Origin of the sequence: Candidatus Methanoperedens nitratireducens, assembly GCF_000685155.1 — an archaeon.
Lineage (GTDB): Archaea > Halobacteriota > Methanosarcinia > Methanosarcinales > Methanoperedenaceae > Methanoperedens > Methanoperedens nitratireducens.
In genome coordinates this window covers 571152-582310 of the sequence record NZ_JMIY01000007.1, presented here as the reverse complement: position 1 = coordinate 582310, position 11159 = coordinate 571152, and the positions used below count along the sequence as shown (strand labels likewise).

The following is an 11159-nucleotide window of genomic DNA, read 5'->3' as shown; positions in this document are numbered from 1 at the left end:
CTCACCGTGAACACTTATGGTTGTGGTATCGCTGTGAAGAAATCTGCCATGATACCCGTATCTCCCATATGCATTGATCGCTATCTGTAGAAATATTTCTTCTGTCCCGGTTTTATATAATCTGTCCAGGCTTCTTCCAAGCGTATCATCATTAAAATCCTCAGCTTTAAGATGTCCGCCTATTAGCAGCTCTACAGGTTTTGTGCCCATAAAGTCAGGAAACATGTATAGAGGCTTGCTCACAAAACCTAACGCGTTTAAGACCATTGCCTCAACAGCTTCTCCTGTTGTTACTTTCTGCCTTTTGTCTACTCCGACTATTCTATCGATAGATGCACGAAGTTCGATCTCTTTACAAACTCCTGCTACGATTCCTAAGTGATCTAAATTTTTACTACTGTAGTCCATTTTCTAAATACTGATTCTGGAGAGAGTTGTATTAAAATGTGCGGAAAATGGGAAGCTGAGTTCCAAAGCTTTTAATATAGTGCTTTGCTCTATCGGTTGGTACCCTACGTACTTTGAACTGAGTAATTTTAGTGTCCGATTATAAGAATCCTCATCACCCAATAATCGATATAGCTTATACTGGATTTCAGAAATGATTATAGTATTAACGAGCAGCTTGATAGGCTCATCTAACAATTTATATCATATTTTCGTTATTATATAGAGTACTCTTCATCGCTATACCGCCAGCACCCGCTCCACGACCGCTTCCATCAATCTCTCGCCGTCTGCCTGCGAGCGCACAAGCCTGGCCTCAAGCTCATCGCAGAAGGATATGAGCTGGTCAACCTTGGCAACGATGCGCTTTTGTTAGCTAATGATCGATAATGCCCAGTCACTTCCGATTGCAGTCTATTTAGACGGCGTGTGCTAAATTCACATGCTCATGCATTGTAAAAGCTCCTGAGTAAGGAATCTTCTTTACCCCATAGAGATAAATAGGATGCAATGTTAAAGAATATACGGAGATAAACTTCATGAGCAGTGTTATAAACAATGGTGTAGATGCACTGGTTAGAAGTGGTATTTATTCGACGAAAAATGAACTTATTGACGATGCTCTGAGGACTTTTTTTGAATTCAGAAAGGACATGAGAGTAGCCGCAGTGGTAGAGCTATATAAAACCGAGGAAATGTCTATTTCAAAAGCTGCTGAATTGGCAGGAGTTAGCACCGAGGAGATGAAGGATTTTCTTGCTAAAGCTGGCGTAAAGATAAGAAGAGGTTTTGCAGAAGCTAAGGGAGATGAACTAGCAAGGCTGATTTAATGATTCTTGTCGATACCTGCATTTTGAGTTCATTGGCCAAAATAGACAGGTTAAGTTTGCTGGATATCCTGTTTAAAAAGCATTTTTGCTATATCACGCCGTCTGTATTAAAAGAATTAAATATAAATAAGATTGCAGGATTTAGATTTATTGAGAAAATAGAAGAAATGGTGAGTTTTGACGAGGTAAAAAATAAACTTTGTATCCTGGTGCCTGGAACGAAAGAACTGGAACAAGCTTACAGGCTCAACGATAATTATAAACTGAGCGTTGCAGATTGCGAATGTATTGTTCTGGCAAAATCAAGAAAAGCTATTCTGCTCACAGATGATTCTTACCTTGCCAAAATAGCAATAAAAGAGGGGGTTGAGAGAATATTTGATTTGAAAAGCTTGATAGGAGCCTGTATAATAGAAGGAACGATAAAGCAAAAGAGCGAGCTTATTGAAATTATCGAGAGCTTGAAGCAAAAAGATAATTATGTTTTTTCAGATAATAATTTAAAGCAGCTTTTTTCCCGTTTTACATGAATGTAATATTCATGTAGCCGGGCTGCCAGGTTACCCTGCCAGCATCCTCCCCACGAGACCGCCTCCATCAACCTCTCGCCGTCCGCCTGCGAGCGCGCAAGCCTGACTTCAAGCTCATCGCAGAGGGACATGAGCTGGTCTACTCTGGCGACGATGCGGCGCTGTTCGGGGAGGGGCGGGAGCTCAATCGCTTTTATTAGTAAAATTTAATATGTTCAAATTCTGATATCAAAGGAAAAGGGTTTTATGGCGAAAGAAGACTGTAAAGATACCATACACCAGAAAGAAGTAATATATTCAAGCCAATTAGGTCGTTATATTTTCTACTTTCTGATATTAATAACGCCTTTTCTTATAGCTTTCTTGTGGCTGGACATTCTAAGAGAGATATTACTTAAAATGAATGTTATCTTTTTGAATACAAATTTTCTTGGTCAGCTTTTCCTAATTCTCTCAATGGTACTCCCGATAGGAATTTTAATCATGATATCAAAAGAAATAACTGCAAAAGTTATTATTTCTACAAACGGGATCGAATATTCTGATATCTTTACAAGAGTTTACTGCCCTTGGAAAAATATTATAAGAATTGAGACAATCAATAGAACAGATCGATATATACGATTTGGTGATGCTAGACTTCGTACATGGAACATATATAACATATCCACATGGGATAATAAATTCACTCTAGATGGCAATTTCTTTTGGAAAGACGAAATTTTAACATATGTCTATAATAAGGTAATCTCATGCGCTCCAAATGTGCAAAAAGTTACAAAGAGTATAGATACCGTCACCTATGATGACTCTATAGTTCACTAATGGTATTATTGAATTATTGTAGCTACGCTTTGTGTTTTTGTGCCTTTTCGATGATTCATTAATTCAAATACTGAATAATAAATTCCAAGAAGTTGTTAAACATTACGGTCAACCAATTTATATTTAATCACCTATTTCTAAGATTTCTATAGCATGATTCTAATGCCTCCGTAATTTTTAAGACTCATCAAGCAGATTATTTAATGGGGGGGTGTTTAAATGACAATAATTCCAAGAGGTGAATCATTTCTTCCAAACATTTCTATAACAGATAGAAGATCTAAAGCCAATTCTTTTCAAATCTCCCCAGGAGCAGGGCTTTCCGTTCATTATCTGGACAACAAAACTTGTTATCCAGCTAATAGAACAACTCTATAACGTGTCCTATAAACCACTTCAAGTAAGGCGTATACTTCATCGTCTTGGTCTATCCTGCCAGAAACCACGGCCATCTCATAGAAAGGCTAACAAACAGCTTCAAGAAGAATTTAAAAAAACTTCAAACAACAAGTTAAACCATTTGTTGACGATGGATACACAGTCTTATTTCTGGACGAAAGCATCTTCCACCATATCTCACATACGGCTGGTTTCCTGTTGGTAGTCACCCGAATGTAAAGTACGAATACAAAAGGAAGGAAAAAATCTGTGTTATTGGGGTATTAAACTCTGAATATTTCATCTATGCGTTCACAGACTGGCTAAACGGTGATGTTTTCAAGGTATTCTTACAACGACTTGTTTACAAATTCGGTAAGCTGGTTGCCGTTATAGATCAGGGTCCTTATCATACCTCTGGTGATATGCAAAAATTTTATCAGGAAAATAAAGAGCATCTGCATATCGTTTATTTTCCAAGTTATAGTTCTGAGCTTGATCCTATAGAGCAATCGTGGAGGGCGGCTAAGAAATGGCTGGCAATAAGGTACTGAGAAAATAAGAGAGAATTAAAGCGACAACTGATTACGGCATTTGAGGAGGGTATCACGATGGTTCCAATTTACGAGTATTTGAGAACTTGACTATAGGTATCTGCCCTATCTATAATAGAGTTTGTTCATCACTCTTTCAGGCACATTCTACATTCAGAAAATTTTAACTATATGTTTTGAAAGAGCATAACCGCTTTTTTGCCCTCATGGGAGAGACAATAAAAAGCAAAACGGGAGCGTTTTCTTATGCATATCATACCATGCCTTTTTAACAGTTCAAGATGATAGGAGATAGCTGGTTTTCGAGCCTTTAGCTTTCTTGCTATCTCATCCATACAGTGCTCCCTCCTATCAAGCATCAACAGGATCTCCACCCGATCAGGGCTGGAGAATATTCTTAATTTCCGGGTGATCTCCTCAGATGCATATCTTAACGATTCATGTTCTTTTTCCAGGTTCAATAACCATTCTCTGCGAAGTTTTGCATCGCCTGGACAGCACGGCTCTATGGTTCTGGACTCACACAGGCATTTGTTGTTCATGGTTCTTGCGCTTCAGTCCTCTCATTGCTATATTTATTTTCTCTAAGTATCTGCTCTTCACACATATATCACACCTTTGTTTATATACATGAGATATTAAAAATTATGTGGATTTCCCCCCTCTCCCATCTATATAAAAACTATTTTTCCTGTCCCACAGACAAAAAAAGGGGGAGATCCACCTATTACCACAGGTTGATAGGTAACGGGCAAACGGATAATTGTTTTGAAGGGATAGAAGGATTGTCCCTTCATGACCCTAAAGGCTTAAATAAAACAAAGTGTTAATAGGCACTAACCTCTCCAGACTACTGGATAAATATTAATATTAATTACTTGTTAGCAAAGTGTTAATAGCGATTATCCGCAGTTGGAAAAACCGGGCTCGTGGTCTAGCTGGTTATGACGTCGCCTTGACATGGCGGAGGTCCGGAGTTCGAATCTCCGCGGGCCCATATATTTTTAAAAATTAAAATATCTGGAAGCATTTTTATATGACCTGTCCTATGCTTTAGGATCATGAAAGAGATATTGTTCGTGGGCAGATCCAATGTGGGTAAATCCACTCTTATCAGGGCGCTCACAGGCAAAAAAATCCCGGTAGGCAAACATCCGGGTGTGACACGAAAGCCTCTGCGTATTCCCTATCAGGATTTCCAGATAGTGGATATGCCCGGGTTCGGGTTCATGAGTGGTGTATCAGACCAGGGCCAGGAGGCTATCAAGGATAACATCGTTCATTACATAGAGAGCAATGCCGGCAACATCGCACTTGCAGTGATGGTGGTAAACGCAGGTTCTTTTGCTGAGATTGTGGACAGATGGACTGAAAGAGGCGAAATACCAGTTGAGGTTGAGCTCTTTGAGTTTTTGCATGAGTTAAACATCGATGTGATCGTGGCCGCAAACAAGATAGATAAAGTTGGGGATGTGGACAGGGATAGTACGCTTGATGGGATTTCACAGAGGCTTGGTATGACGCCTCCATGGAGGCAGTGGATTGACAGGATAGTGCCTGTGAGCGCTAAGAAGAGGGATGTTGGGAGATTGAAGGAGGTTATGCAGAAGAGACTGGAGAAGGTAAGAAAGAATGATGGGGTTAATGTTCTCAAAAGTTTTATGTACTTTTGAGAACATTCTATCTTAGTAATAGTATGAGTGGGAATGGCCTGATAAGCGATATGGAATCATTAATCTCTTCAACCATGCCGGATTAAATAATTTGCAGAGCTTAAAAGAAAAAGAGCATGGGGTGCAGATTCTGTTAATATAGGGTGGAGGTATAGACATGAATCGGTGGGCGCTGGCTCTCTTAATCGTAATCGTAATTGCAGGAATCAATGTAATTTCTGATAGTAACATATTATACCAGAACGATGTTGCTGATAACATAGATCACAATACCTATGACATAATTATCAGCAACAATGAAGATGGATATCCGCTTGCCTCCATGAGCGAGTATATACCTGCCATGAAAAATAAACAGAAAAAAACTCCAAAATCAAAAGAGACTCCAGAACCAACTCCGACATCCAATCCGATACCAGCAGAAACTCCGGCTCCAACACCGGATACTGAACCAACAGAGACCCCAGAGCCAACAGCTCCAGAGCCGACTGAGACCCCGGAACCAACTCCTACACAATCTCCGCAACCTACTCCAACGGAAACCCCGGAGCCAGCTCCAGTAGAGACTTCAGTAGAGACTCCAGTAAAGACTCCAGTAAAGACGCCAGTGAAAACTCCAACTGAAACTCCAGGACCAACTCCGACAGAACCTTCGGAACCTACCCCAACAGAGACCCAGGAACCTGCAGAAACTCCGGAACCGACAGAAACCCCGGAGCCAACCCAGACACCTGCTCCAGCACAAACTCAGGTACCTGCATATATTACAGAACCTGTCGCAAGCATAACCAGTTTGCAGAATACGACCTATGCACCAACATATATCAACTGGTCATGGATTGACCCTGAGAATTCGAATCTATCTGAAATTATGATATATATTGATGGAGTATTCCAGACTAACGTCTCCGGGGGCGTGCAGTTCTATAATGCAACAGACCTGGCTGCCGATACAGAATATACCATAGGCACGCACACTGTTGATAGATGGAGCAACATTAACCGGACATGGGTTAATCATACTGCCAGGACAGCGGAGATAAACGGTACAGCGCCGCTGCCAGTAGATGTAATAGCTAATTCAACAAAAATTCCAGCCGGAAATAAAATCCCGATCATAGCTCATAAAGATGTAATGGTAGAGGCTGCTGCCGATGAGACCGCAGATGCGAGCATCGATCTTACAGTGAGAATCGTACCTCCTAATAAAAGTATTAATGCAAGCGCGGTTGTGCCAGACGATCTGAGAATAATCAAGTATATTGAGATGGACGTAGCTGCGGCTGAGAATATATCAAATGTGACCTTAAAAGTCAATTACACATCTGAGGAAATCAGCGACATGGATGAAAGTACTATGAGTCTCTACTACCTGGATAGCATAAACAATACATGGTATAGAGTAAGAGATTACACAGGAGGGGAGATACCAGGAGGTCCTTACATATATGATGCTGGAGTAGATACTGATATTAAGTATGCATGGGCTGACCTGAACCATTTCAGTATCTTCGCGCTTGGAGGTACTACATATAGTGACTATAGTGACAGTAGCGGGGCATCAGGCACAGGGGGCGGTGGCTCATCCTCAGGTGGAGGCGGTAGCGGTACATCAGGTGAGGACAACAATAACATAGAGAGAACCGAGAAGTACGAGATGGATATATATAAGGGTGAGAGCACAAACTATCAGTTCACGCAAAACGGTATTGTGGAGTTTGTTAATATTACGGGCAATGTTAATGCTGATTCTGTGACCACAATTGTAGAGGTGTTGCGTAACACCTCATCATTTGTAAATACATCAGCTCCAGGTCTTATATATAAGAATTTTAATATCTGGGTGGGAACCGCCGGGTTCGCTATACCGAACAATATCGAGGAAGCTACTATCACGTTCAGAGTGGATAGGGCATGGCTTGATGAGAATGATATAAGCGAAGTGGTTCTGTACCGCTACACAGATGGCGAATGGATACTGCTACCCACGATGAACCCGCAGGATATCAGGGGAGAGGGTGGATTTGTGCGCTATCATGCTATCACGGATCGTTTTTCACCGTTTGCGATAGCAGGCGTAACAGGAGAGGAAGTATTTATCCAATCCACACAATTACCCACTGCTACTGCCGGGACTACGGCCACGGCTGCTGTAACAGAAGCAGAAGCAACCATTTCCTCTTCCTCTGATTGGAAAGCAGTTCTAATTATGGCCCTTGTGAGCATAGTCGCAGCAGTCCTGCTGTTTATCAGGAGACGGATGATGTAGCGCAGGTATTTCAAGCTCATCCAATAATCCCGGTATTATGCCAGCAACATCTGATATATTTCCCCGTGATTTTTCCAGGGAGTTATATAAAATATGGGATTTCTACGAATTCTGATAAATATGATATATCCTGTACATAAAATAATATTAGCTTTATAATGTGATATATCCTGTACATAGAATAAATATAGTTGTGACATATCATGTACATAAAATAATATTAGCTTTATAATGTGACATCCCATATCACGTATGTAGCTTGTTACCAGGTGGTGAGCGGCGGCGCGTTAGCCCGCCGCGAGGAGGATGCATCCTCCTTCCCGCGTGGGGGGGTTCCCACGCGGGCACTCTTCACCCCTTTTCTTGTTCGTATTAGCACAACTGTAACCGAAGCACAGAGCGAAGGTTAACGCAACATTGAAAAAGCATAATCTATTGACATACTCTTAATTATTATTGCAACATATTTATTGTTATCACAACTCTTATCACATGTTCTAAAAAACTTTACAATCTACCAGGAAATTACCCATACTGTATAAACATATCGTATATATTTACTGGTATAAAGATACCTTTATATATTTAGGTGTCCTCTTATCACTTGGTGATAAACATATGGCTATCGTTACTCGCAAGGTTGGCAAAAATGAATATGTGTATGAACGTATATGGGATACTGAAACAAAAAAATACAAAGAGCGTTGCCTTGGTAATGTTAAGAACATGCCTTTAGATGAATCGGCTGGCGTTATGAATGAGATCTCACAGGCTGAACATGCCAGGGCTTTTCCTGAGTTTCATAAAGCTCTTGAATGTGGTGCTATCGATGAGGCATTCATAATATTGATTTTAGAGGCTCATAAACACGTTATGAGCGTACTTCGTGATTGCGACAAGGAAAATACTAAAAACCTTGAAATATTCCAGCAATTCCTTATTATGCTCGATAGGATGATCATTGATGGGGGGTTACCTCCTGCTCTGGTTGAGTCATTCCAGGAGTATGTTGATACCTGCCGTAAATATCCAGCACATGCTATACCTCGACGTGAGTGTGGTTCGTATGCTTGCGAAGATTCGCTATGCATCACAGCGTAAAAAGATAATGGATGTTCTTCTTAATCCTGATGCTACACATGACCAACGTTTATGGATGGTGGGCTTTCTTATCTATGTAGGTTATACCGCTTCTGGTATTCTCTCTATCATCACTCAGTTGAATCAATGGTCTAACTTTAGTCCCTGGAAAACTCGTTATCAAGTACACTGGCTTGTTTCTCAACATAGCCGCGATCTAAAGGATAAGGCGCGGAGTGCTGAAATATACGATTCTTTCAGGGAGAACTATTTAAAGGCTATCGCAAAACGTGCATCGGAAGAACCCATGAGTCCTATAGAGCGCTGTGATCTTGCTTGTAAGAAGTGCCGTACGGCTACATGTATGGATCATTACAAAGCTCTTAAAAAGTTAGTCGGGTGGAAATGATCTTTCTTCCTTTTTTGACTCAGCTTCTTCAAAATACGTCTCTGCTTCCAGTTCTTCGATAGATGTCATATTCTGCAACTCTGCAATTTTCTTAACTAAGCTCTTTAGTTTTTTCAGTTCTGTTTTCAGGGTCTCATTCTCCTGGGATAGCTTAGAAAACTGCATAGCAGCATCAACTAAAGTAATTTTCTCTGCCTGTTTTATCTCTGTTATGATCAACTTCTCAGGGGTCTTACCATTGTTCTTTAACGTTGCTTCCACTACATCGTTATCATTCAGGTGCTGATATCGTGCTATCATGGTACTACCTGGAGTCCATCCTAATTTCTTTCTTATGATAGCTTCGTTATACCCTTGTTGAACCATTATTGTAGCCTGTGCATGTCTAAAAGCGTGTGGCGTTACTGGCTTTTTAATACCTGCTCTATTGGAAATCTCATTTAATACTACCTGTGTGTGTGATGCGCTTATATGGAAAATTACACTATCAGGGGGTGAGTTACTATAAACTCTCAAATTTCTAATATAATCAGCACTTAATATTAATGCGGTTCTTCTAAATCCTGATGCTGTTTTCATTGTGGGTATATCTACTATCATCCCTTCATTAGTCTCTTTAAAATCTTTAGATTTTAGTGCTTTAGCTTCTGATATTCTACATCCAGATTCAAATAGGAATGCTATTAATGCTTTCCAGTATATTCCACCAGTTGACTCTATAAGTTTATTTATATCCTCAGTTGTTAGAATATCATCTGCGGTTAGCTTTTCTTTTACTCTAACTGGCTTTATCCACTCTGCTACTTCTGCTCTCTCCAGGTCTTTAAAGAATTTCTTGATCTTAGTCTGGTACAATCTCTTTGTTTCATCAGTGCCTTTAAAATCTCTAAAGAATTTTACTAAATCCTCCTTTGTTATGTCTTTTAGCTCTTTAAAATCGTTTAATCTCTCTAAAATCTGTTTATATGATCTTATTGTGTTTTTAGCAAAACCATTTGCTTCTAATTCTTCGATATATTCTTTAATATCCATGATAACACCTTACCATTACAGGTGACATATGTACTTAAAGAAATCTACGGTTTTCCAGGAATCTTCCAGGGAGTCTCTCATTGCAGTTCAAAAGCTTATCGCTGAGAAAGCGATTATCAAGGATGACTTCGGTAAGCTTCGGCTTATTGCAGGCGTAGACCAGGCCTTCATGAATGACATGATTATATCAGGGATCGTGGTACTGGATTACAATTCTCTTGAGGTTATGGAGCGTGTCTATTCTACCAGTATCGTGGATTTTCCATACATTCCTACATTCTTAAGTTTCCGTGAAGGATCTGCAATAGTAAGTACTTTTAAAAAATTGAAACTAGTCCCTGATATCCTGATGGTGGATGGGGCAGGTATCAATCATCCACGCAGTGCAGGTCTTGCCACGCATGTTGGTGTTGCTCTGGATGTGCCCACTATCGGGATTACAAAGAGGATCCTGTGCGGATCTGGAGAAGAGCCCTCTTTAGTCGGCGAGGCGAATCCTCTTATCTATAAAGACCGGACTGTGGGATGGCTTCTTAAGTCCAGCAGGAGAGGCAGGGCGATAGTGATAGCTCCAGGCCACAGGGTATCACTTGATAGCTCACTTTTGATTACAAAGGCAACCCTTAGAAGCCACAAGCTTCCTGAGCCAGTAAGGCTTGCGCATGAGTATGCAAACGGATTGAAGAATCTATTGTAGGAGTCGGATCTTGCTTCACTGTGCATGCCCTGCCTCTCTGTGGCACCTGCTACAGGATATGCCCTCCTGGATTATCGGGCTTACGAAAGCTTCGTGGCATCGGATACAGTTCTGCTGCAGTAGATCAAGGTTCCTCTGAGTAATGCGGATGACCTGTGTATCCTCAAAGGTGAAAGCTATTGAGTGGCGAATGCCATTCTCTGTTTTCACGGCATACTTCACAACAGAATCCTGGGGAATGTGGCAGTCGTTGCAGGTAACATTATTATGACTTGAGGCGATCCAGCTTCTGAACTGATCACGCATAACATGGCAGTTCACACAGGCTTCTGGCTCATCTCTCAGGTATGAGTACCCTTCTCCGTACCAGAAGGTGTAAATACCCAGACCCATAAATACGCCAACAGCTATTATAAGTATCCTGTTCATGGAGAC

At 40.8% G+C, this 11159-nt stretch carries 14 protein-coding genes and 1 tRNA gene; 11 read left to right on the top strand and 4 right to left on the bottom strand.

The features are described from left to right. Positions 1–408, bottom strand: a 408-nt coding sequence (locus ANME2D_RS14905; RefSeq protein WP_048093252.1) for a DUF4277 domain-containing protein, incomplete at its 3' end; no start/stop codon positions are given. A gap of 578 nt (positions 409–986) precedes the next feature. Here ANME2D_RS14905 and ANME2D_RS14900 point away from each other — a divergent pair. The 5 genes from ANME2D_RS14900 to ANME2D_RS19120 all read left to right on the top strand — a co-directional run bounded on the left by ANME2D_RS14900 (position 987) and on the right by ANME2D_RS19120 (position 3564). Continuing rightward, positions 987–1277: a UPF0175 family protein gene (locus ANME2D_RS14900; RefSeq protein WP_048093250.1), complete on the top strand. Its 291-nt coding sequence runs from the start codon at positions 987–989 to the stop codon at positions 1275–1277. Beyond that, entirely contained in the window at positions 1277–1807 is a 531-nt protein-coding gene (locus tag ANME2D_RS17135) for a PIN domain-containing protein (protein WP_052368966.1), read from the top strand. Before ANME2D_RS14900 ends, ANME2D_RS17135 begins: the two co-directional genes overlap by 1 nt. A gap of 246 nt (positions 1808–2053) precedes the next feature. Further along, the gene (locus tag ANME2D_RS14890) at positions 2054–2632 is read left to right on the top strand and encodes a hypothetical protein (protein WP_048093248.1); all 579 of its coding nucleotides are present in this window, start codon (positions 2054–2056) and stop codon (positions 2630–2632) included. A 271-nt stretch (positions 2633–2903) separates the two neighbouring features. Further along, positions 2904–3236 carry a helix-turn-helix domain-containing protein gene (locus ANME2D_RS19125; RefSeq protein WP_081810321.1) on the top strand — a complete coding sequence of 111 codons (333 nt, stop codon included), beginning with the start codon at positions 2904–2906 and terminating at the stop codon, positions 3234–3236. Then, positions 3166–3564, top strand: a complete 399-nt coding sequence (locus ANME2D_RS19120) for a transposase (protein ID WP_081810320.1) — start codon at positions 3166–3168, stop codon at positions 3562–3564. The genes ANME2D_RS19125 and ANME2D_RS19120 overlap by 71 nt, the downstream gene beginning before the upstream one ends. 167 nt (positions 3565–3731) lie before the next feature. Here the strand turns inward: ANME2D_RS19120 and ANME2D_RS14885 are convergent, their stop codons facing one another. After that, a complete protein-coding gene (locus ANME2D_RS14885; protein ID WP_048093247.1) occupies positions 3732–4106 on the bottom strand; it encodes an ArsR/SmtB family transcription factor in 375 nt (124 codons plus the stop codon). A gap of 381 nt (positions 4107–4487) precedes the next feature. Here ANME2D_RS14885 and ANME2D_RS14880 point away from each other — a divergent pair. The 5 genes from ANME2D_RS14880 to ANME2D_RS14860 all read left to right on the top strand — a co-directional run bounded on the left by ANME2D_RS14880 (position 4488) and on the right by ANME2D_RS14860 (position 8995). Further along, positions 4488–4561, top strand: a tRNA-Val gene (locus tag ANME2D_RS14880). A gap of 64 nt (positions 4562–4625) precedes the next feature. Next, complete coding sequence (gene engB / locus ANME2D_RS14875) at positions 4626–5237, top strand: GTP-binding protein EngB (RefSeq protein WP_048093245.1); 612 nt, start codon at positions 4626–4628, stop codon at positions 5235–5237. A gap of 157 nt (positions 5238–5394) precedes the next feature. Continuing rightward, on the top strand, positions 5395–7506 hold the full coding sequence (locus ANME2D_RS14870) for a PGF-pre-PGF domain-containing protein (protein WP_048093243.1): 2112 nt from the start codon (positions 5395–5397) through the stop codon (positions 7504–7506). 618 nt (positions 7507–8124) lie between these two features. Then, positions 8125–8607 (top strand): hypothetical protein, encoded by a 483-nt coding sequence (locus ANME2D_RS14865; RefSeq protein ID WP_048093241.1) that lies wholly within the window; start codon positions 8125–8127, stop codon positions 8605–8607. Continuing rightward, on the top strand, positions 8573–8995 hold the full coding sequence (locus tag ANME2D_RS14860) for a hypothetical protein (RefSeq protein ID WP_048093239.1): 423 nt from the start codon (positions 8573–8575) through the stop codon (positions 8993–8995). Before ANME2D_RS14865 ends, ANME2D_RS14860 begins: the two co-directional genes overlap by 35 nt. Here ANME2D_RS14860 and ANME2D_RS14855 read toward each other — a convergent pair. Then, positions 8978–10027 carry a tyrosine-type recombinase/integrase gene (locus ANME2D_RS14855; RefSeq protein WP_048093237.1) on the bottom strand — a complete coding sequence of 350 codons (1050 nt, stop codon included), beginning with the start codon at positions 10025–10027 and terminating at the stop codon, positions 8978–8980. The two genes, ANME2D_RS14860 and ANME2D_RS14855, sit on opposite strands and share 18 nt — an antisense overlap. Before the next feature lie 28 nt (positions 10028–10055). Here ANME2D_RS14855 and ANME2D_RS14850 point away from each other — a divergent pair, with 28 nt between their 5' ends. Continuing rightward, complete coding sequence (locus tag ANME2D_RS14850; RefSeq protein WP_048093235.1) at positions 10056–10724, top strand: endonuclease V; 669 nt, start codon at positions 10056–10058, stop codon at positions 10722–10724. A gap of 15 nt (positions 10725–10739) precedes the next feature. Here the strand turns inward: ANME2D_RS14850 and nrfH are convergent, their stop codons facing one another. After that, complete coding sequence (nrfH, locus tag ANME2D_RS14845; protein ID WP_052368965.1) at positions 10740–11153, bottom strand: cytochrome c nitrite reductase small subunit; 414 nt, start codon at positions 11151–11153, stop codon at positions 10740–10742. Positions 11154–11159 lie beyond the last annotated feature (6 nt).

Bases quoted from the DNA above. Each gene is read 5' to 3' on its own strand.
- ANME2D_RS14900 (WP_048093250.1), top strand. From the start codon at position 987: ATGAGCAGTGTTATAAACAATGGTGTAGATGCACTGGTTAGAAGTGGT.
- ANME2D_RS17135 (WP_052368966.1), top strand. From the start codon at position 1,277: ATGATTCTTGTCGATACCTGCATTTTGAGTTCATTGGCCAAAATAGAC.
- ANME2D_RS14890 (WP_048093248.1), top strand. From the start codon at position 2,054: ATGGCGAAAGAAGACTGTAAAGATACCATACACCAGAAAGAAGTAATA.
- ANME2D_RS14885 (WP_048093247.1), bottom strand. From the start codon at position 4,106: ATGAACAACAAATGCCTGTGTGAGTCCAGAACCATAGAGCCGTGCTGT.
- engB (WP_048093245.1), top strand. From the start codon at position 4,626: ATGAAAGAGATATTGTTCGTGGGCAGATCCAATGTGGGTAAATCCACT.
- ANME2D_RS14870 (WP_048093243.1), top strand. From the start codon at position 5,395: ATGAATCGGTGGGCGCTGGCTCTCTTAATCGTAATCGTAATTGCAGGA.
- ANME2D_RS14865 (WP_048093241.1), top strand. From the start codon at position 8,125: ATGGCTATCGTTACTCGCAAGGTTGGCAAAAATGAATATGTGTATGAA.
- ANME2D_RS14860 (WP_048093239.1), top strand. From the start codon at position 8,573: ATGCTTGCGAAGATTCGCTATGCATCACAGCGTAAAAAGATAATGGAT.
- ANME2D_RS14855 (WP_048093237.1), bottom strand. From the start codon at position 10,027: ATGGATATTAAAGAATATATCGAAGAATTAGAAGCAAATGGTTTTGCT.
- ANME2D_RS14850 (WP_048093235.1), top strand. From the start codon at position 10,056: ATGTACTTAAAGAAATCTACGGTTTTCCAGGAATCTTCCAGGGAGTCT.
- nrfH (WP_052368965.1), bottom strand. From the start codon at position 11,153: ATGAACAGGATACTTATAATAGCTGTTGGCGTATTTATGGGTCTGGGT.